The sequence below is a fragment of the Streptomyces sp. NPDC107562 genome (assembly GCF_055657325.1).
Map to the genome: position 1 here is coordinate 208007 of NZ_JBVKBE010000013.1, position 19384 is coordinate 227390.

The following is a 19384-nucleotide window of genomic DNA, read 5'->3' on the forward strand; positions in this document are numbered from 1 at the left end:
CCGCACTGGCTTTCCCGGCAATCCCGGGGGCCGGACCGACGGAGGAGCACACGTGACCGTGGAGAGCACTGCCGCGCGCAAGCCGCGACGCAGCGCCGGAGGCAAGGCCGGCACCAAGCGCACCACCCGCAACACCGCCCAGGACACCGACCCTGAGCTCGTACAGCTGCTGACGCCCGAGGGTGAGCGCGTCAAGAACGCCGAGTACGACCGGTACGTCGACGGCATCACCCCCGACGAGCTCCGCGGCCTCTACCGCGACATGGTGCTCACCCGTCGTTTCGACGCCGAGGCCACCGCCCTGCAGCGCCAGGGCGAGCTGGGCCTGTGGGCGTCCCTGCTCGGCCAGGAGGCCGCCCAGATCGGCTCCGGCCGGGCCACCCGCGAGGACGACTACGTCTTCCCGACCTACCGCGAGCACGGCGTCGCCTGGTGCTGCGGGGTCGACCCGACCAACCTGCTCGGCATGTTCCGCGGCGTGAACAACGGCGGCTGGGACCCGAACGGCAACAACTTCCACCTCTACACGATCGTCATCGGCTCCCAGACGCTGCACGCCACCGGCTACGCGATGGGCGTCGCCAAGGACGGCGCGGACTCGGCCGTGATCGCCTACTTCGGCGACGGCGCGTCCAGCCAGGGCGACGTGGCTGAATCGTTCACCTTCTCGGCGGTCTACAACGCCCCGGTGGTGTTCTTCTGCCAGAACAACCAGTGGGCGATCTCCGAGCCGACCGAGAAGCAGACCCGTGTGCCGCTGTACCAGCGCGCCCGCGGCTACGGCTTCCCGGGCGTCCGCGTCGACGGCAACGACGTCCTCGCCTGTCTCGCGGTCACCAAGTGGGCGCTGGAGCGGGCGCGCAGCGGCGAGGGCCCGACGCTGGTCGAGGCGTACACGTACCGCATGGGTGCGCACACCACCTCCGACGACCCGACGCGCTACCGGCACGACGACGAGCGCGCCGCCTGGGAGGCGAAGGACCCGATCCTGCGCCTGCGCCGCCACCTGGAGGCCGCAAACCACGCGGACGAGGGATTCTTCGCGGAACTGGAGGCGGAGAGCGAGGCGTTGGGCAGGCGAGTGCGCGAAGCGGTCCGCGCGATGCCGGACCCGGACCGTTTCGCCATCTTCGAGAACGTGTACGCGGACGGGCACGCGCTCGTCGACGAGGAGCGAGCCCAGTTCGCCGCCTACCAGGCGTCGTTCGCGGACGTAGAGGGGGTCTGAACATGGCTGTGGAGAAGATGGCCCTGGCCAAGGCGATCAACGAGTCGCTCCGCCACGCCCTGGAGGCCGACCCCAAGGTCGTCGTCATGGGCGAGGACGTCGGCAAGCTCGGCGGCGTGTTCCGCGTGACCGACGGCCTGCAGAAGGACTTCGGCGAGAGCCGCGTCATCGACACCCCGCTCGCCGAGTCCGGCATCGTCGGTACGGCGATCGGCCTCGCCCTGCGCGGGTACCGCCCCGTCGTCGAGATCCAGTTCGACGGCTTCGTCTTCCCGGCGTACGACCAGATCGTCACGCAGCTCGCCAAGATGCACGCGCGCTCGCTCGGCAAGGTCAAGCTCCCGGTCGTCGTGCGCATCCCGTACGGCGGCGGCATCGGCGCGGTCGAGCACCACTCGGAGTCCCCGGAGTCGCTTTTCGCGCACGTGGCGGGCCTGAAGATCGTCTCCCCGTCGAACTCCTCGGACGCCTACTGGATGATGCAGCAGGCCATCCAGAGCGACGACCCGGTGATCTTCTTCGAGCCCAAGCGGCGCTACTGGGACAAGGGCGAGGTCAGCACCGAGGCCATCCCCGGCCCGCTGCACAAGGCACGCGTCACCCGTGAGGGCACCGACCTCACGCTCGCCGCCTACGGCCCGATGGTGAAGCTCTGCCACGAGGTCGCCGACGCGGCCGCCGAGGAGGGCAAGTCGCTGGAGGTCCTCGACCTGCGCTCGATCTCCCCCCTCGACTTCGACTCCCTCCAGGCCTCGGTCGAGAAGACCCGCCGCCTGGTCGTCGTGCACGAGGCGCCGGTGTTCTTCGGTTCCGGCGCGGAGATCGCCGCCCGGATCACCGAGCGCTGCTTCTACCACCTGGAGGCCCCGGTGCTCAGGGTCGGCGGCTACCACGCCCCGTACCCCCCGGCCCGCCTGGAGGAGGAGTACCTGCCCGGCCTCGACCGGGTGCTGGACGCCGTCGACCGCTCGCTGGCGTACTGAGGAGAGGGTCGTGACGACGATGACGGAAGCTTCCGTGCGCGAGTTCAAGATGCCCGACGTGGGCGAGGGCCTGACCGAGGCCGAGATCCTCAAGTGGTACGTCCAGCCCGGTGACACGGTCACCGACGGCCAGGTGGTGTGCGAGGTCGAGACGGCGAAGGCGGCCGTCGAGCTGCCGATCCCGTACGACGGCGTCGTGCGCGCGCTGCACTTCCCCGAGGGCACCACGGTCGACGTCGGCACGTCGATCATCGCGGTGGACGTGAGCGGCGGGGCGGCACCCGCCGAGGAGACGCCCGCCGAGCCGGTGGCCGAGGAGCCGAAGCCGGAGGGCCGCCAGCCGGTGCTGGTGGGCTACGGCGTGGCCACGTCCTCCACCAAGCGCCGCCCGCGCAAGGGCCCCGAGGTCCCCGTCCAGGCGGCCTCCGCGGCCCTGCAGTCCGAGCTGAACGGGCACGGCGGTCCGGTCGCGCCGGTCCCGGCCACCCCGGTTCCCGCCGCCACCCCGGTCCCGGCCGCCGCGGAGTCCGCGGCGGTGCCGCGGGAGCGCCCGCTCGCCAAGCCCCCGGTGCGCAAGCTCGCCAAGGACCTCGGTGTCGATCTGGCGGTGATCGTGCCGACCGGCCCGGACGGCGTCATCACGCGCGAGGACGTGCACGCGGCGGCGGCGCCCGCTCCGGCGCCGGTCGCCGAGCCGGTGGCGGCGCCCGCGCCCGTGGCCGACGCGGCGCCCGTGCCCGCGCAGGACACGGCGCGCGAGACGCGCATCCCGGTCAAGGGTGTCCGCAAGGCCACCGCCGCCGCGATGGTCGGTTCGGCCTTCACCGCGCCGCACGTCACGGAGTTCGTGACCGTCGACGTGACGCGCACGATGAAGCTGGTCGAGGAGCTCAAGGAGGACAAGGAGTTCGCGGGCCTGCGGGTCAACCCGCTGCTGCTGATCTCCAAGGCCCTGCTGGTGGCGATCAAGCGCAACCCGGACATCAACGCCTCCTGGGACGAGGCCCGCCAGGAGATCGTGGTCAAGCACTACGTGAACCTCGGCATCGCCGCGGCCACCCCGCGGGGTCTGATCGTGCCGAACATCAAGGACGCGCACGACAAGACCCTCCCGCAACTGGCCGCCTCCCTCGGCGAGCTGGTCGCCACGGCCCGCGAGGGGAAGACCTCGCCGTCGGCGATGCAGGCCGGCACGGTCACCATCACCAACGTCGGCGTCTTCGGCGTCGACACCGGCACACCGATCCTCAACCCCGGTGAATCCGCGATCCTCGCGGTCGGCGCGATCAAGCTCCAGCCCTGGGTCCACAAGGGCAAGGTCAAGCCGCGCCAGGTCACCACGCTGGCCCTCAGCTTCGACCACCGCCTGGTGGACGGGGAGCTGGGCTCCAAGGTGCTGGCCGACGTGGCGGCGATCCTGGAACAGCCGAAGAGGCTGATCACCTGGGCGTGACGGCCGGCCCACCGCCGCACACGAACGGGCCCACACCCTCGGCGCAAGCCGGGGTGTGGGCCCGTTCGTCGTCCGTAGAGCCTCAGCCCAGTCGGGCGAAGCCGTAGCTCAGGAGCTTCTTCGCGTCCGCCTCGCGCTGGGCGGCCGAGGTGGAGGTCAGCACCGTGCCGATGACGGTCTTGCCGCCCCGGGTGGCGGCGAAGACCAGGCAGTACTTGGCGATGCTGCCGGAGCCGGTCTTCACGCCGATCGCGCCGCTGTAGTTGCTGAGCAGCGTGTTGGTGTTGGTCCACGTGTAGTAGCGGTAGCCGCCGCTCTGGGTGGTGACCTTCTGCTTCGTGGTCTTCGTCTTCACGAGGGCCCGGAAGGTGGCGCTCTTCATCGCGTTGCTGGCGAGCTTCGTCAGGTCGCGCGGCGTCGAGTAGTTCGTGCCGTTGCTGATGCCGTCGAACGAGTCGAACTTCGTGTTCGTCAGGCCGAGCGAACGCGCCGTGGTGTTCATCTTGCCGATGAACGACTTCACGCGCGCGGACCGGGTCGAGCCGGTGCCGAACTTGTCCGCGAGCGCGTAGGCGGCGTCACAGCCGGACGGCAGCATCAGCCCGTAGAGCAGCTGGCGGACGGTGACCTTGTCGCCGACGATCAGTCGGGCGGACGAGGCGTTGTTCGACACGATGTAGTCGCTGTAGACCTTCTGGACCGTGACCTTGGCGTCCAGGTTCAGGTTCGGCTGGGACAGCACGACCTTGGCGGTCATGATCTTGGTGGTGGAGCCGGTGGCGCGCTTGGTGTTCGCGTACTTGTCGAACAGCGTCCTGCCGTTGGCGTTGTCCATGATGTAGCCGCCCTTGGCGACGATCGTGGGCGTGGCCACGGCCTGCGCGGGTGCCGCGGTGAGGGCTCCGGTGGTGAAGACAGCGCCGGCGGTCGCGGTGACGGCGACGGCTCTGCGGATACGAATGCCCTTGATGCCGGTTATCAACTGAGATACCCCGAATACGTCGAATGCCCCTATGGCGCGGCCGAGTTGAACGGGAGTACAGCAGGCCGCATGGGTGTGACACGTAAGTAGTACCAATGGTTGTGTTGAGAACCGGGCCGGGGTGAGGAAGTTCCCGAAAACGCCCCGCGAGGCTCCCGGGCATGCTCCGCGAGGCCGCGCACAGGGTCCGCATGATGGACGGACCAGGCCATGCGTACGTGTTGTATCTATCCTGTCGGCATGACCCTGGCAGCCGTGAGACAACCCCCTGCCGCCGACCGTGTCTACACCCACGTCAAGCAAGGCGTCCTGGACCGCCGCTACGAGGGCGGCACCCTCCTCACGGAGGGCGAGCTCGCCGACGCCGTCGGGGTCTCGCGCACCCCGGTGCGCGAGGCGCTGCTGCGACTGGAGGCCGAAGGCCTCATCAAGCTCTACCCGAAGAAGGGCGCCCTGGTGCTGCCGGTCTCCGCACAGGAGATCGCGGACGTCGTCGAGACCCGCCTGCTGGTGGAGGAACACGCGGCGCGCAAGGCCGTACCCGCGCCCTCCGGACTCATCGCGCGCCTCGCGGAACTGCTGGAACAGCAGCGCGAGCAGGCCGCCGCCGGAGACCTGGCCGGCGCCGCCGTCACCGACCGCAGCTTCCACGCCGAGATCGTCCGCAGCGGCGGCAACGAGATCCTCTCGCGGCTCTACGACCAACTTCGCGACCGGCAGCTGCGGATGGGCGTCGCCGTCATGCACTCCCACCCCGACCGGATCGCCAAGACGCTCGCCGAGCACCAGGACATCCTGGACGCGCTGCGCTCCGGGGACCCCGACGCGGCCGTCGACGTGGTCCACCGGCACATCGGCTGGTTCTCGCACCTCGCGCGGGGGGAGGTCCGATGACCTCCGCGGCGCTCTCCCTGCCCGGTGATCCTCCCGGCGGCCGGCGCGCCGTCGCGGTCTGGGGCACCGGCGTCTCGGTCTACTTCGTCGCCGTCATCTTCCGCACCTCGCTGGGGGTCGCCGGCCTCGACGCCGCCGACCGGTTCGACGTGGGCGCCTCCGCCCTGTCGACGTTCTCCATCCTCCAGCTGCTGGTCTACGCCGGCATGCAGATACCCGTCGGCCTCCTGGTCGACCGGCTCGGCACCAAGAAGGTGCTGGGCCTCGGCGTCGTCCTGTTCACGGCCGGGCAACTGGGCTTCGCCTTCTCGCCCACCTACGGCATGGCCCTCGCCTCGCGCGCGCTGCTGGGCTGCGGTGACGCGATGACGTTCATCAGCGTGCTGCGGCTCGGCACCCGCTGGTTCCCGGCCCGGCGCGGCCCGCTGATCGCCCAGCTCGCCGGCCTCGCCGGCATGGCGGGCAACCTGGTCTCCACCCTCGTCCTCGCCCGGCTGCTGCACGGCGTCGGCTGGACGGCCGCGTTCGCGGGCAGCGCGCTCGCCGGGGTCGTGGTCTTCGTGCTGCTCCTGCTGTTCCTGAAGGACCACCCCGAGGGGCACGAGCCGGATCCGGTGCCGGACCTGGGGGCTTCCTACGTCCGACGGCAGATCGCCGCGTCCTGGCGGGAACCGGGGACCCGGCTCGGGCTGTGGGTGCACTTCACGACCCAGTTCCCGGCGATGGTCTTCCTGCTGCTGTGGGGACTGCCGTTCCTGGTCGAGGCCCAGGGACTGTCCCGGGCCACCGCCGGCGAACTGCTGACCCTGGTCGTGCTGTCGAACATGGCCGTCGGACTCGTCTACGGCCAGATCGTCGCCCGGCACCACGGGGCGCGCCTGCCCCTGGCGCTCGGCACGGTGGCCGCGACGTCGCTGCTGTGGGCGGCGACGGTGTTCTTCCCGGCCGACCGGGCGCCGATGTGGCTGCTGATCGTGCTGTGCGTGGTGCTCGGCGCGTGCGGGCCGGCCTCGATGATCGGGTTCGACTTCGCCCGTCCGGCGAATCCGCCGGAGCGGCAGGGCACCGCGTCCGGGATCACCAACATGGGGGGCTTCGTCGCCTCGATGACCACGCTGTTCGCGGTGGGCGCGCTGCTGGACGCGACCGGCGACGACTACACCGTGGCCTTCTCGTCCGTGTTCGTGCTCCAGGCGCTGGGGCTCTCGCAGGTGCTGCGGCTGCGCAAGCAGGCGGCGCGACGGGAGCGGGAGCGGCTGGTGGCCAGCCGGGTGGAGACGGTGCACGTCCCGGCCTAGGCCCCCGGCGGGCCCTTCGGGTGTCCGGGCGGCGCGTCCGCGCGGGCGTCCCGGGGGCATGCGCCCCCGGACCCCGACGGCGTCAGTTCTCCGGCGTCATCCCTGCCGCGTCCCGCGGATCGCGTCCCCCGCGGATCGCGTGACTCCTACTGCGTCACCGTGAAGTTGCGCAGGATCGCCGACGCCAGGTCCGGGTCGCCCTCCGCCTTGATCCGGTCCTTGGCCGCCTCGACCGTGACGCGCCCGCAGGCCAGGCGGACGTACGTCTCCCAGTCCAGGGTGAGGGTCGCGGCGGGGCCGAGGGCCGGGGCCGTCTCCAGGGTCCCGCGGCCCTGGATGTCGACGCGGATCGTGCGCAGGAACTCGACCGGGCCGTGCACGTCGAAGACCACCGCCGAGCTGCGCGGGGCGTTCGCCTTGCCGGCGACGACCTCCGGGAGTTCGGCCAGCAGGACGTCGCGGGCGATGTGCGCGCCGGGGGAGTCGAGGTTGCCCGGATGGCCGAGGGCCACGCGCAGGTCCTGCTCGTGCGCCCACACCGCGAACGCGTGCCCCCGCATGGCCTCCTCCAGCGTGAGCTCGGTGCCGAGCGGGCCGCGCACCTTGGTGCCGGGGTCGCGCGTCTCGTTACGGAGCTGCCGGTTGCGCCGGATGATCGTGTACTCCAGCTCGGAGGTCATCTCGGGAGCCGTGTGGTGCCGCCGGACGTCGACCTGCATCTCCGTGTAGCGCTGATGGTCGTTGGTGACGTGGAACAGGTCGCGCGGAAGGGTGTGGATCGGGCGCGGGTCGCCGAGCATCTCGCAGTCCAGCCCGATCACATGCGAGACGACGTCCCGCACGGACCAGCCCGGGCACGGCGTCCGCCGGTTCCACTCGCCCTCGACCAGGGGCTGCACCAGTTCGGATATCGCTTCGATGGAGTGGGTCCAGGCGTCGGCGTAGGGCTGGAGGGTGGGATGCAGACTCACGGAACGGGACCCCTCGGCGGTCGGTACACGGGCAAATTGTGGCGGCGGTGCCAGTGGGAGGTGGCTGCACTCGGCGGGTGTCTCGAAACTCCCCCGGACTCTCGGCTGCGCTCGAGCAGGGGACCCCCAAGTTACGCTGCTGTGAGGCACCACGGCAGTGCTTTCGTGTGACGATCGTAGGCCCGTGTGGACGGCTCGAATGCCAGGACGGTGGTAGTGTGCGCGCCTCTCTGATCCAGATCGCCGTAGACGAGGGCGAATCGGTCGCGGAACGTCGACAGCGGGCGGTCTCTCTGGTAAGAGAGCAGGCCGGCGCCGATCTCGTGGTGCTGCCCGAACTGTGGACGACCGGGGCCTTCGCCTACGAGGACTTCGGCCAGCAGGCCGAGCCGCTCGAAGGACCGACGTACGAGGCCATGGCCAAGGCGGCGAGCGACACAGGCGTGTGGCTGCACGCGGGGTCGATCCCGGAGCGCGACCCCGACGGGCCGCTCTACAACACCTCGCTCGTCCTGTCCCCTTCCGGCGATCTGGTCGCGGCCTACCGCAAGATCCATCGGTTCGGCTTCGACAAGGGCGAGGCCGTGCTGATGGGCGCGGGCGACGACCTGGTGACGGTCCGTCTGCCGGGCGCGACGACACTGGGTCTGGCCACCTGCTACGACCTCCGGTTCCCCGAGCTGTTCCGCGGGCTCGTCGACGCCGGGGCCGAGACCCTGGTCGTCCCGGCGGGGTGGCCGGAGCGCCGACGCTCCCACTGGACGCTGCTGGCTCAGGCACGGGCGGTGGAGAACCAGGCGTTCGTCCTCGCGTGTGGAACGGCCGGGACGCACGCCGGAGTTCCGCAGGCCGGTCACTCGATCGTGGTCGACCCCTGGGGCGAGGTGCTGGCGCAGGCCGGCCCCGGCCAGGAGGTCCTCACCGTGGAGTTCGACCCCGGCAGGGTGGCGACGACCCGGGAGCAGTTCCCCGCCCTGAAGGACCGGGTCCTGGGGCTGGAACGCCCTCGACGCCGGACGCGCGAGGTCTGAGCCCGCGGCGCGGATCCAAGGCGGTCAGGTCCGGACGGGACAGGACCGGAGGCGGTCACGTCCGGACGGGAACAGGCCCTGGCCGTCCTCGGTCGTCGCTGTCGTCCTCAGCCGCCCCCTGTCGTCCCCTGTCGTCCTCAGCCGTCCCCTGTCGTCCTCAACCGTCCTCAGTCGTCGTCCCGCTCCTTGTCCGCCAGATGGATCACGCACACCGTCACCGCGATCAGCAGCGCCGGGTCCGCGTCGTCCCGGACGACGTCCACGCCGTAGGTCTCCCGGACGTGCAGGAAACGCCGGGAGACCACGGCGAGCAGCTCACCGTCGTACTCGACGGCGAACTCCCGGTCGAGGATCTTGCCGCTGACGTCGAGCTCGGTGCCGTCGACCAGGCTCACCCGGTAGTGGTTGCGCAGCAGGGACAGCCGCTTGCGCCTGATACGGGCCAGCGGCTCGCCGCCCCGCTCGATCACCATGGTGTCCCGCAGGGCGAACATCTTCTGCCGGATGTCGGCGAGGACCTGCCCCTGGGTGTCCTTCAGCTCGAAGGTGTCACGCAGCCGCATCGCCTTGCCGTCGACCAGATAGGCCTTGTTGCCCCTGTCGTCCTCGATCCAGTAGTCGTCGCCGAAGCCGAGGAGCCTTTCGCGCACGAGGAATCTCATGCCATGACCGGTTCCCCCGCGGCCGGTCCGAAACGCCGCCGGTAGGCCGACGGGCTGAGGCCGGTCTCGCGCCGCAGCCGGGCCCGCAGGTTCGCCGCCGTGCCCAGTCCACTGCGCGCGGCCACCACGTCCAGCCGCTCCTCGCCCCGCTCGATCAGCCGGCACGCCAGGGCCACCCGCTCCCCGGTCAGCCACGCCAGCGGGGTCGTGCCGAGCTGCGCGCGAAAACGCCGGTGCAGGGTCGCCGGGGACACCGCCGCGCGCGCGGCGAGGCCGGCCACGGTCAGCGGCTCGCCCAGCCGCTCCTGGGCCCACGCCAGCAGCGGCCCCAGGGACTCGTCGGGCACATCGGGCACGGGCCGCTCCACGAACTGCTTCTGGCCCCCGTCCCGGTGCGCGGCGAACACCAGGCGCCGGGACACGGCGTTGGCGACCTCGGCACCGTGGTCCCGCCGTACGACGTGCAGGCCCAGGTCCAGCGCCGAGGCGCTGCCGGACGCGGTCAGGATGTCGCCGTCGTCCACGAACAGCACGTCCGGCTCCAGACGCACCTGCGGGAACCTCGCCCGGAACGACTCCGCCCACATCCAGTGGCAGGCCGCCCGGCGTCCGTCCAGCAGCCCCGCCTCGGCGAGGGTGAACGCGCCCGAGCAGAACCCGACCAGCCGGGCCCCGCGCGCGTGTGCCCGGCGTACCGCGTCGAGCACCGCCGTCGCGCGCGGGGCGTCGGTGTCCGGCCGGTTCGGCACGATCAGCGTGTCCGCCTCCTCGGCGGCCTCCAGTCCGGCCACTCCCGTCAGCGTGAAGAAGCCGTCCCGCATCCGGGTGCGGGGTTCGGCCGCGCACAGCCGGAAGTCGTACAGCTCCCGCCCCAGCTCGGGGCGGCGCAGCCCGAAGACCTCGATCGCGCAGCTCATCTCGAAGGGGTTGGAGTTGTCGTCGACGATCAGGACGACGCGATGCGGTCCCGTCGGCTGAGAGGATCCTTGCGGCATATGCAATTCCTAGCACTCGTCCGGCGCGGGCACCACGGCCGACGATGCCCGCATGGAACCCATCGCCCTGGACAAGGCCCTCGCGTCCTTCACCGACCGCTGGAGCCCCCGTATCGTCACCGCCGTCAACGACTACGACGTACGCGTCGCGAAGGTCGAGGGCGAGCACGTGTGGCACGTGCACGACCACACCGACGAGTTCTTCCTCGTCGTCGAGGGCGAACTGCACATCGCCCTGCGGGAATCCACCGGCGAGCGGACCGTCGTCCTGCCCCGGGGCTCCCTCTTCACCGTCGCGCGCGGCACCGAGCACAAGCCGTACGCCCCCGTCCCCACCGCGATCCTCCTGTTCGAACCGACCGGCACCCTCACCGTCGGCGACCGCCACGACGACGTCCCGGCACACGTGGACGCGACGACGGGCCACGCGCTGGGGTGACCGAGGGTCGCGAGACGGCCGGTCACGTGACTGTCAGTGGCGAGTGGCACTCTTGATGCATGAACGACTCCGCCCCGGCCCCGAGCCGCCGCCGTGCCCGTGTCCGTGCCCCCGAGCTGATCGGCAAGGGCGGCTGGCTGAACACGGGCGGGAAGCAGTACAGCCTTGCCGACCTGCGCGGACGCATTGTCGTTCTGGACTTTTGGACCTTCTGCTGCATCAACTGCCTGCACGTCGTCGACGAGCTGCGGGAGCTGGAGGCCAGGCATCGGGACACGCTCGTGGTCATCGGGGTGCACTCGCCGAAGTTCGTGCACGAGGCCGATCACGCGGCGGTCGCGGACGCCGTGGAGCGGTACGGGGTGGAGCACCCGGTGCTCGACGACCCCGAGCTGGGCACCTGGAAGCAGTACGCGGTGCGGGCCTGGCCGACGCTCGTGGTGATCGACCCCGAGGGGTACGTTGTGGCGCAGCACGCCGGTGAGGGGCATGTGCACGCGATCGAGCGGCTGGTGAGCGAGCTGGAGGCGGAGCACGCCGCGAAGGGCACCCTGCGCCGGGGTGACGGGCCGTACGTGGCGCCGGAGCCGGAGCCGACGGTGCTGCGGTTCCCGGGCAAGGCGCTGCTGCTGCCCGGCGGGACGTTCCTGGTCAGCGACACGACCCGGCATCAGCTGGTGGAGCTGGCGCAGGACGGGGAGAGCGTGGTGCGGCGGATCGGGTCCGGCGTGCGCGGGTTCGCCGACGGTCCGGCCGCGACGGCGTCCTTCAACGAGCCGCAGGGACTCGCCCTCCTCGACGACGGCTCGGTCGTGGTCGCCGACACGGTCAATCACGCCCTGCGGCGCCTGGACCCCGTCTCCGGCGAGGTCGTCACCCTGGCCGGGACCGGCAGGCAGTGGATGCAGGGCGACGCCACGTCGGGTCCGGCGCGCGAGGTGAACCTGTCCTCGCCGTGGGACGTGGCGCTCTTCGGCGGCCGGGTGTGGATCGCCATGGCGGGAGTGCACCAGCTGTGGGCCTACGACCCGGTGGGCGGCGGTGTCGCCGTCGCGGCTGGCACCACCAACGAGGGGCTGGTCGACGGGCCCGGCGTCGAGGCCTGGTTCGCCCAGCCCTCCGGCCTCGCGGCGACGCCGGAGCGGCTGTGGCTCGCGGACTCGGAGACCAGCGCCCTGCGCTGGGTGGATCTCGACGGCGCGGTGCACACCGCCGTCGGCACCGGCCTCTTCGACTTCGGCCACCGCGACGGGCCGGCCGGTCAGGCCCTGCTCCAGCACCCGCTGGGCGTCACGGCCCTGCCCGACGGCTCGGTGGCCGTCAGCGACACCTACAACCACGCCCTGCGCCGCTTCGACCCCGCGACCGGCGAGGTCACCACCCTGGCCACGGATCTGCGGGAGCCGAGCGACGCGGTGCTGGCCGGTGACGACATCGTCGTCGTGGAGTCGGCGCGGCACCGCCTGACCCGGCTGCGGTTGCCGGAGGAGGCGGTCCGGGTGGAGGCGGTCGCCCATCGCACGCAGCGCGCGGCGACCGAAGTGGCCCCCGGGCGGCTCCGGTTGGACGTGATCTTCGAGGCGCCCGCGGGCCAGAAGCTCGACACCCGCTACGGTCCCTCGACCCGTCTGCTGGTCTCCGCCACGCCTGCGGAGCTGCTGGCGCACGGCGAGGGCGCGGGGACCGACCTGTCCCGCACCGTGGAGCTTGATCCCACCGTGGCGGAAGGCGTGCTGCATGTCTCCGCGATGGCCGCGTCCTGCGACGACGACCCCGCGAACGAGTACCCGGCCTGCCATGTCCACCAGCAGGACTGGGGTGTCCCGGTCCGTCTCACCGAGCGGGGGACGGACCGTCTGCCGCTGGTGCTGGCCGGTCTGGACGCCTGACCTCGCGGGGCGCCGCCGGCCGGCACACGGCGTCAGGCGCCGTGCGTCAGGCGCCGTGCGTCAGACGCCGTACCCGTCGCTGTAGCCGTCGCGCCGGTGGTGCCGTTCCTCTTCCACGACCGGTTGCGAGGGCGGCATCACGACACGGCGGCGCCGCGCGATGCTGCTGAACGTCGTGACCCCGATCAATCCGACGATCATCAGGATGACGCCGACCAGATCGAGGTTGACACCCTGCATGTCCCAGTCGGTGGCGAACGTGAGGATGGCTCCCACGGCGATGAGGATGATGCACCCGCCGAGGCCCATGAGTGTTGCCTCCCTGTTCCGGTCCGGTGATTCCGGAGCTTCCGGTGGACGTCGGGTACCCGCGCCCCCGGAATGCAGTCCTCACCGCCCGTCAACTCCCGCCCCGCGGCGGGTGTCTCAGCCCTCCAGGAAGGCGGCCAGCGCGCGCGTGAGCAGGAAGGGGTCCTCCACGCCGCACAGTTCGCGGGCGCTGTGCATCGACAGGATCGCCACGCCGATGTCGACCGTGCGGATGCCGTGCCGGGCCGCGGTGATGGGGCCGATGGTGGTGCCGCAGGGCATGGAGTTGTTGGAGACGAAGGACTGGAAGGGCACGCCGGCCTTCTCGCAGGCCGCGACCCAGACCGCGCGGCCCGAACCGTCGGTGGCGTAGCGGTTGTTGACGTTGACCTTGAGGATGGGCCCGCCGTTGACCCGGGGGTGGTGCGTCGGGTCGTGGCGTTCGGCGTAGTTGGGGTGCACCGCGTGGCCGGTGTCGGAGGAGAGGCAGACGGTCGCCGCGAAGGCGCGTGCGCGGTCCTCGTACGTGCCGCCGCGGGCGAAGACGGAGCGCTCCAGGACGCCGCCGAGCAGCGGGCCGTCGGCGCCGGTGTCCGACTGGGAGCCGTTCTCCTCGTGGTCGAAGGCGGCGAGCACGGGGATGGAGGTCGGTTCCGCGCCGCCGGTCGCGGCGGCGGTCAGCGCGGCCACGCCGGCGTGTACGGAGAGCAGGTTGTCGAGCCGTGGGGCGGCCATCAGTTCCTGGTCGCGGCCGAGGTACGCCGGCGGCTCGACGGAGTGCACCATCAGGTCCCAGCCGGTGGTGTCGCCCGCGGCGATCCCCGACTCCGCCTCCAGGAAGGCGATCAGGTCGCCGTCGCGCGCGTCGTTGCCGAGGCCCCAGACGGGCTGGAGGTGGCGCTGCTTGTCGAGCTTGAGGCCCTCCGAGGACACCGAGCGGTCCAGGTGGATCGCCAGCTGCGGCACCCTCAGCAGCGGCCGGTCGATGTTCACCAGGCGGGTCGTGCCGTCGCGCAGCGTCAGCCGGCCGGCGAGGCCGAGGTCGCGGTCCAGCCAGGAGTTCAGCAGCGGGCCGCCGTAGATCTCCACGGCCACCTGGCGCCAGCCGTGCGCACCGCTGTCGGGCTGCGGTTTGACGCGCAGGTTGGGGGAGTCGGTGTGCGCGCCGATGATCCGGAACGGGGTGTGCGGCGCGGCGCCCTCCGGGACGTACCAGGCCACGATCGCGCCGCCGCGCAGCACGAACCTGCCGCCGCTCGTCCCGTCCCAGGCGTCCGTCTCCGCGACCTGACGGAAGCCCGCCTTCTCCAGCCGCTCGGCGGCGTTCGCCACGGCGTGGTACGGCGAGGGACTCGCCGCCAGGAAGGACATGAGGTCGTCGGTGTGGCCGCGGTCGAAGCGGGAGGGTGCGCTCATGGGTTCACCTTAACGACGTACCAGGGCCCGCTCCCCCTTGCTGGGAGCGGGCCCTGGTAAGGACGGTGTGGAAATCGCGGCGCCGACGGCGGGAAGCGGTCAGAAGGCCGCTTCGTCGAGCTCCATCAGGTCCAGGTCGATGTCCTGGGCGACCTTGCGGGCCAGCGTCACGCCGGGCAGCACGTTGGCCGCGAAGAACTTCGCCGCCGCGATCTTGCCGGTGTAGAACGCCACGTCCTTGGCGGACAACGCCTTGGCGGAGGACGACTCCAGCTTCTCGGCGGCGATCGCGGCGCCCTTCAGCAGCAGGTAGCCGACGATCACGTCTCCGGAGGCCATCAGCAGGCGGGTGGTGTTGAGGCCCACCTTGTAGATGTTCTTGACGTCCTGCTCGGTGGCGGCGAGGTCGGTCAGCATGAGGCCGACGATCGCCTCCAGCTCGACGGCGGCCTTGGCGAGGTGCTCGCGGGCGCCCGCGAGGTCCTCGCCGCCGGTGCCGAGGGCCAGGAACTTCTTGATGTCCTCGGCGAGGGAGTTCAGCGCCGCGCCCTGGTTGCGGACGATCTTCCGGAAGAAGTAGTCCTGGCCCTGGATCGCGGTGGTGCCCTCGTAGAGGGTGTCGATCTTGGCGTCCCGGATGTACTGCTCGATCGGGTACTCCTGCAGGAAGCCGGAGCCGCCGAAGGTCTGCAGCGACTGGGCGAGCTGCTCGTAGGCCTTCTCGGAGCCGTAGCCCTTGACGATCGGCAGGAGCAGGTCGTTCAGGGCGTGCTCGGTGGCGGCGTCCTCGCCGGTCGCCTCCTTGACCTGGATGGCGTCCTGGACGGAGGCGGTGTACATGACGAGGGCGCGCATGCCCTCCGCGTACGCCTTCTGCGTCATGAGCGAGCGGCGCACGTCGGGGTGGTGGGTGACGGTGACCTTCGGGGCGGTCTTGTCCATGAAGTTCGCCAGGTCGGGTCCCTGGACGCGCTCCTTGGCGTACTCCAGCGCGTTGAGGTAGCCGGTGGACAGCGTGGAGATCGCCTTCGTGCCGACCATCATGCGCGCGAACTCGATGATCCGGAACATCTGGCGGATGCCGTCGTGCTTGTCGCCGATCAGCCAGCCCTTGGCGGGGTGCTTGTCGCCGAAGGTCATCTCGCACGTGTTGGAGGCCTTCAGGCCCATCTTGTGCTCGACGTTGGTGGCGTAGACGCCGTTGCGCGCGCCGAGCTCGCCGGTCTCGAAGTCGAAGAGGTACTTCGGGACGAGGAAGAGGGAGAGGCCCTTGGTGCCGGGTCCGGCACCCTCGGGGCGGGCGAGGACGTAGTGGAGGATGTTCTCCGACATGTCGTGCTCGCCTGAGGTGATGAAGCGCTTCACGCCCTCGATGTGCCAGGAGCCGTCCTCCTGCTGGACCGCCTTGGTGCGGCCGGCGCCCACGTCGGAGCCCGCGTCGGGCTCGGTGAGGACCATGGTGGAGCCCCACTGCTTCTCGACGGCGACCGAGGCGATGTGCTTCTGGACCTCGTTGCCCTCCTCGAAGAGGATGCCGGCGAAGGCCGGGCCGGAGGAGTACATCCAGACGGCGGGGTTGGCGCCGAGGATCAGCTCGGCGTAGGCCCAGATCAGGGAGCGGGGCGAGGTGGTGCCGCCGATCTCCTCGGGCAGGCCGAGCCGCCAGTACTCGGAGTCCATGAAGGCCTGGTAGCTCTTCCTGAAGGACGCCGGGACGGGCGCGGTGTTGGTCTCCGGGTCGAAGACGGGCGGGTTGCGGTCGGCGTCGGTGAAGGACTCGGCCAGCTCGTTCTCCGAGAGGCGGGTGAGCTCCTCCAGGACGCTCTTGGCGGTCTCGACGTCCATCTCCTCGAACGGGCCGGTGCCGTACACCTTGTCGCGCCCCAGTACTTCGAAGAGGTTGAACTCGATGTCGCGGAGATTCGACTTGTAGTGCCCCATGGCGACTGGCTCCGTTGAGAGAGATCGGCGAGGCACTGGATCCTCGCACCCAAGTTCATGTACCAACTGGTAGCTACGATGATGCTACCCGTCGGTAATAAGAAGCAACCCCGATCCGGGTATCTGTGACTCAGCCCTCGTGGTCGGTCAGTACTCTTGCGTGCATGTACGGCTACGACCAGAGCGCGGGTGTGGGCCAGCAGTACGCCCAGTCGCAGCAGCAGATGCCCGGTGCCGGGGGCTACGGGCAGCAGCCGCCGCTGTATCCCGAGCCGTCGCCGCCCTCGCTCGCGGACGCGGTGCGCGCCTTCACCACCGGGCAGCTGGCCGCGGAGGACTTCCAGCAGGTCTTCGCGACGTCCAAGGTCTACTGCCCGCGCGGTGACAACCCGGGCTTCCTCGCCCTGCACAACACCCAGCAGCCCGTGATCCCGATGTTCACCTCGCTCAAGGAGCTGCGGCGGTACGCGGGCAAGGAGTCCAAGTACTTCGTGATCACCGGTTCCGAGGTGATCGACCTGCTGCCGACCGGCTACGGCTTCGTCCTCGACATGGAGGGGGAGCACCGGATGGTGTTCGACGCGAAGGCCGTCGAGGAGATGGTCGACTTCGCCATGCGGCGGATGTACGGCTGAGTCGTCCGAGGGCGGGCCGGACGTCGAATAAACAGGCGTTCGATTGTCGTCCTCATGTTCTATGCTGCCCCCGGCAGCCGCGCCCCGTGCGTGATCGCGTCATCCCGCGATCCCCCGGGTGTCGCGCGGCGCTTTTCACCTCCCGGTTCGGCCGGGATTCCTTGTGGGGGTTCAGCACTGTGCGTATGCGCAGCACTTCGACCGCGACGGCGCTCGCGGTCCTCTTCAGCTCGGCGGCGCTGAGCGTCGTATCGGCCGGTACGGCTTCGGCCGCCTCGGCCGTTCTCGTCAGTCCCGTCGGACTTGTCGCCGACGGCACGCTCAAGCGGGTGTTCGTCGCGGACCGGGCCGACGGCCGGGTCCTGGCCACGGACTACAACGGCACCCTGGTCGACCAGACCGGCGGTTTCGGCGACGTCGGCGACCTGGCACTGTCCGACGACGGCAGCACGCTGTACGCGGCCCGGCCCGGCGGCCACGCGATCGTGGCCCTGGACCCGGCCACCCTGGAGACCAGGCACACCTACGACCTCGGCGCCGAGGTCGACCCGCAGGAGGTCGCGTTCGCCGGCGGGCGGCTCTGGTTCTCGTACCGCACGCAGGCCGAGGACGGCTTCCACGGCAATCTGGGCTCGGTCGACCCGGTGGCCGCCGACCCGGCCGCCGCGGTGACCCTGGGGCAGCTCCCGGAAGGGGTGGCCCCGTACTACAACGCGGCGATCCTCGACGCGAATCCGTCCGCCCCCGGGCTGCTCTCCTTCACCGACAGCGGTGACAGCCCCGGCGCGACGAACGTCCTCGACGTCTCCGGCGCCGCTCCGCAGGTGGTCGCCAAGAGCGACCGCGGGCGCTACTTCTCGGACGTCGACCTCGTGCCCGGAACCTCCCAGGTGCTGTGGAACGGCGAGCGCAGGCTCGCCTACGCCGACGGCACCTTCACCGACGGCACGAGCCTGAACGAGGCCGGCTGGGCGGCCGCCGTCTCGCCGAGCGGCCTGATCGCCCAGACCTACGACCGCCATGTGAACGTCTACAAGACGGGCGAGAGCAAGCCGGTTCGCCGCTTCGACACCGGCACCTCCATGATCGGTGACGTGGCCTGGGCGCCCGACTCCTCACGGGTCTTCGCCCTGAGCGGGAACGGGAACGGCACCTTCACGCTCAAGACGTTCTCGGGCCCGACGCTCAGCGTGCCGACCCTCACCGTCGCCGCGCCCGCCACCGCGCCCCGGGCCAAGAAGCTCACGGTCACCGGGAAGATCACGGCGAGCGTCGCGCTGCCCGCCGGGGCGAAGCTGTCGGTCACCCGCACCGACATGGAGAGCCCGAACGGCAAGGCGCTGCCGTCCGTCACCGTGCAGTCGAACGGCACGTACTCCTTCTCCGACACCCCGCCGGCCGGCGCCAAGGTCACCTACAAGGTGTCCTACGCCGGTGACGCGGCCCACACGGCGGCCACCGCGTCGGACAGCGTCGTGGTCTCGCGTGCCTCGACCTCGCTGAGCCTGAACAACAACGGCAAGCTGTACAACTACGGCTCCGACGTCCGGTTCGTGGCGCACCTCGGCACGACGTACAAGAACCGCTCGGTGGAGATCTGGGCCGACCCGTTCGGCGGCGACAAGCCCAACAAGCGGATCAAGCTCGGCAAGGTCGACTCCCAGGGCAACATCGCGGCCTGGGTCGACATGACCCGCGACACCAACGTCACCGCGGTCTTCCGGGGTGACGCCCGTTACAACCCGAAGACCGTGAAGTCCACGGCCTTCGCCCGGGTCAAGGTCTCCACCGCCGTCTCCAAGCACTACAAGACGGCCAAGATCGGCTCGACGTCCTACTACTGGTTCCACAAGAACACCGACCCGCTGCTCACCACGACGATGACCTACTACCCGGGCCGTCAGCAGCGCTTCGACCTCCAGGTCTACTACCAGGGCACCTGGTACTCCGCGGATTCGATGTACTTCGCGCTCGGTCTGGCCGGCAAGTCGGCCGTGACCCTGGAGGCCCCCGGTGAGGCCGGGATCCGGGCCCGGATGCGCTCGGTCTACGTCAACGGCTCGTCCGGCGACTCGGTGAACTCCACGACGTACGGGTCGTGGAAGTACTTGTACTTCAGCAACTGAGGGAAGTGAACCGAGGATCCGGCGCACCCGCGCGACGACGACGGCCCGGAGGGAATGTCCCCCGGGCCGTCGTCGTTGTGGGGTGGCAGAAAGTTCAACGCTCAACTAAAGTGGACCGCACGTCGCCCAAGG

17 protein-coding genes are annotated in these 19384 nt (G+C 70.7%); 10 read left to right on the top strand and 7 right to left on the bottom strand.

Going from position 1 to position 19384, the window contains the following annotated elements:
- The first annotated feature begins 52 nt into the window (after positions 1-52).
- The 3 genes from pdhA to ACZ7LV_RS30270 are packed head-to-tail and all read left to right on the top strand — an operon-like array spanning position 53 to position 3664.
- Positions 53-1228 (top strand): pyruvate dehydrogenase (acetyl-transferring) E1 component subunit alpha, encoded by a 1176-nt coding sequence (gene pdhA / locus ACZ7LV_RS30260; protein WP_471943940.1) that lies wholly within the window; start codon positions 53-55, stop codon positions 1226-1228.
- A gap of 2 nt (positions 1229-1230) precedes the next feature.
- The gene (locus ACZ7LV_RS30265) at positions 1231-2211 is read left to right on the top strand and encodes an alpha-ketoacid dehydrogenase subunit beta (protein WP_401675238.1); all 981 of its coding nucleotides are present in this window, start codon (positions 1231-1233) and stop codon (positions 2209-2211) included.
- A 10-nt stretch (positions 2212-2221) separates the two neighbouring features.
- Positions 2222-3664 carry a dihydrolipoamide acetyltransferase family protein gene (locus ACZ7LV_RS30270; protein WP_471943941.1) on the top strand — a complete coding sequence of 481 codons (1443 nt, stop codon included), beginning with the start codon at positions 2222-2224 and terminating at the stop codon, positions 3662-3664.
- Between the two features lie 82 nt (positions 3665-3746).
- Here ACZ7LV_RS30270 and ACZ7LV_RS30275 read toward each other — a convergent pair whose 3' ends face one another.
- Positions 3747-4646, bottom strand: a complete 900-nt coding sequence (locus ACZ7LV_RS30275) for a D-alanyl-D-alanine carboxypeptidase family protein (RefSeq protein ID WP_471943942.1) — start codon at positions 4644-4646, stop codon at positions 3747-3749.
- Between the two features lie 240 nt (positions 4647-4886).
- Here ACZ7LV_RS30275 and ACZ7LV_RS30280 point away from each other — a divergent pair, with 240 nt between their 5' ends.
- Positions 4887-5540, top strand: coding sequence for a GntR family transcriptional regulator (locus ACZ7LV_RS30280; RefSeq protein ID WP_471943944.1), 654 nt, complete (start codon positions 4887-4889; stop codon positions 5538-5540).
- Positions 5537-6838: an MFS transporter gene (locus tag ACZ7LV_RS30285; RefSeq protein ID WP_471943946.1), complete on the top strand. Its 1302-nt coding sequence runs from the start codon at positions 5537-5539 to the stop codon at positions 6836-6838. Before ACZ7LV_RS30280 ends, ACZ7LV_RS30285 begins: the two co-directional genes overlap by 4 nt.
- Before the next feature lie 146 nt (positions 6839-6984).
- On the opposite strand, the gene ACZ7LV_RS30290 is transcribed toward ACZ7LV_RS30285, so the two are convergent.
- On the bottom strand, positions 6985-7809 hold the full coding sequence (locus tag ACZ7LV_RS30290) for a maleylpyruvate isomerase family mycothiol-dependent enzyme (protein ID WP_471943948.1): 825 nt from the start codon (positions 7807-7809) through the stop codon (positions 6985-6987).
- 218 nt (positions 7810-8027) lie between these two features.
- Between ACZ7LV_RS30290 and ACZ7LV_RS30295 the strand changes: the two genes are divergently transcribed.
- A complete protein-coding gene (locus ACZ7LV_RS30295; protein WP_471943950.1) occupies positions 8028-8840 on the top strand; it encodes a carbon-nitrogen family hydrolase in 813 nt (270 codons plus the stop codon).
- 167 nt (positions 8841-9007) lie between these two features.
- Here ACZ7LV_RS30295 and ACZ7LV_RS30300 read toward each other — a convergent pair whose 3' ends face one another.
- On the bottom strand, positions 9008-9502 hold the full coding sequence (locus ACZ7LV_RS30300) for an LURP-one-related/scramblase family protein (protein WP_471943952.1): 495 nt from the start codon (positions 9500-9502) through the stop codon (positions 9008-9010).
- Complete coding sequence (locus ACZ7LV_RS30305; protein ID WP_471943953.1) at positions 9499-10497, bottom strand: helix-turn-helix domain-containing protein; 999 nt, start codon at positions 10495-10497, stop codon at positions 9499-9501. The genes ACZ7LV_RS30300 and ACZ7LV_RS30305 overlap by 4 nt, the downstream gene beginning before the upstream one ends.
- Before the next feature lie 52 nt (positions 10498-10549).
- Here ACZ7LV_RS30305 and ACZ7LV_RS30310 point away from each other — a divergent pair, with 52 nt between their 5' ends.
- Together ACZ7LV_RS30310 and ACZ7LV_RS30315 are read left to right on the top strand one after the other, a co-directional pair.
- Complete coding sequence (locus tag ACZ7LV_RS30310; RefSeq protein ID WP_471943955.1) at positions 10550-10936, top strand: cupin domain-containing protein; 387 nt, start codon at positions 10550-10552, stop codon at positions 10934-10936.
- Between the two features lie 59 nt (positions 10937-10995).
- Positions 10996-12825 carry an NHL domain-containing thioredoxin family protein gene (locus ACZ7LV_RS30315; RefSeq protein WP_471943957.1) on the top strand — a complete coding sequence of 610 codons (1830 nt, stop codon included), beginning with the start codon at positions 10996-10998 and terminating at the stop codon, positions 12823-12825.
- A gap of 60 nt (positions 12826-12885) precedes the next feature.
- Here the strand turns inward: ACZ7LV_RS30315 and ACZ7LV_RS30320 are convergent, their stop codons facing one another.
- From ACZ7LV_RS30320 to ACZ7LV_RS30330, 3 genes are all read right to left on the bottom strand, one after another.
- Positions 12886-13134: a DUF6458 family protein gene (locus ACZ7LV_RS30320; RefSeq protein ID WP_471943959.1), complete on the bottom strand. Its 249-nt coding sequence runs from the start codon at positions 13132-13134 to the stop codon at positions 12886-12888.
- Between the two features lie 117 nt (positions 13135-13251).
- Complete coding sequence (locus tag ACZ7LV_RS30325) at positions 13252-14550, bottom strand: M18 family aminopeptidase (protein WP_471943960.1); 1299 nt, start codon at positions 14548-14550, stop codon at positions 13252-13254.
- Between the two features lie 99 nt (positions 14551-14649).
- Positions 14650-16491: an acyl-CoA dehydrogenase gene (locus ACZ7LV_RS30330; RefSeq protein ID WP_471943962.1), complete on the bottom strand. Its 1842-nt coding sequence runs from the start codon at positions 16489-16491 to the stop codon at positions 14650-14652.
- A gap of 164 nt (positions 16492-16655) precedes the next feature.
- Here ACZ7LV_RS30330 and ACZ7LV_RS30335 point away from each other — a divergent pair, with 164 nt between their 5' ends.
- Positions 16656-17126, top strand: coding sequence for an SseB family protein (locus ACZ7LV_RS30335; RefSeq protein ID WP_401675273.1), 471 nt, complete (start codon positions 16656-16658; stop codon positions 17124-17126).
- A 185-nt stretch (positions 17127-17311) separates the two neighbouring features.
- A complete protein-coding gene (locus tag ACZ7LV_RS30340; RefSeq protein WP_471943964.1) occupies positions 17312-19252 on the top strand; it encodes an Ig-like domain repeat protein in 1941 nt (646 codons plus the stop codon).
- The last annotated feature ends 132 nt before the right edge of the window (positions 19253-19384 follow it).

Bases quoted from the DNA above. Each gene is read 5' to 3' on its own strand.
- ACZ7LV_RS30265 (WP_401675238.1), top strand. From the start codon at position 1,231: ATGGCTGTGGAGAAGATGGCCCTGGCCAAGGCGATCAACGAGTCGCTC.
- ACZ7LV_RS30280 (WP_471943944.1), top strand. From the start codon at position 4,887: ATGACCCTGGCAGCCGTGAGACAACCCCCTGCCGCCGACCGTGTCTAC.
- ACZ7LV_RS30285 (WP_471943946.1), top strand. From the start codon at position 5,537: ATGACCTCCGCGGCGCTCTCCCTGCCCGGTGATCCTCCCGGCGGCCGG.
- ACZ7LV_RS30300 (WP_471943952.1), bottom strand. From the start codon at position 9,502: ATGAGATTCCTCGTGCGCGAAAGGCTCCTCGGCTTCGGCGACGACTAC.
- ACZ7LV_RS30305 (WP_471943953.1), bottom strand. From the start codon at position 10,497: ATGCCGCAAGGATCCTCTCAGCCGACGGGACCGCATCGCGTCGTCCTG.
- ACZ7LV_RS30310 (WP_471943955.1), top strand. From the start codon at position 10,550: ATGGAACCCATCGCCCTGGACAAGGCCCTCGCGTCCTTCACCGACCGC.
- ACZ7LV_RS30315 (WP_471943957.1), top strand. From the start codon at position 10,996: ATGAACGACTCCGCCCCGGCCCCGAGCCGCCGCCGTGCCCGTGTCCGT.
- ACZ7LV_RS30320 (WP_471943959.1), bottom strand. From the start codon at position 13,134: ATGGGCCTCGGCGGGTGCATCATCCTCATCGCCGTGGGAGCCATCCTC.
- ACZ7LV_RS30325 (WP_471943960.1), bottom strand. From the start codon at position 14,550: ATGAGCGCACCCTCCCGCTTCGACCGCGGCCACACCGACGACCTCATG.
- ACZ7LV_RS30330 (WP_471943962.1), bottom strand. From the start codon at position 16,491: ATGGGGCACTACAAGTCGAATCTCCGCGACATCGAGTTCAACCTCTTC.
- ACZ7LV_RS30335 (WP_401675273.1), top strand. From the start codon at position 16,656: ATGTACGGCTACGACCAGAGCGCGGGTGTGGGCCAGCAGTACGCCCAG.
- ACZ7LV_RS30340 (WP_471943964.1), top strand. From the start codon at position 17,312: ATGCGCAGCACTTCGACCGCGACGGCGCTCGCGGTCCTCTTCAGCTCG.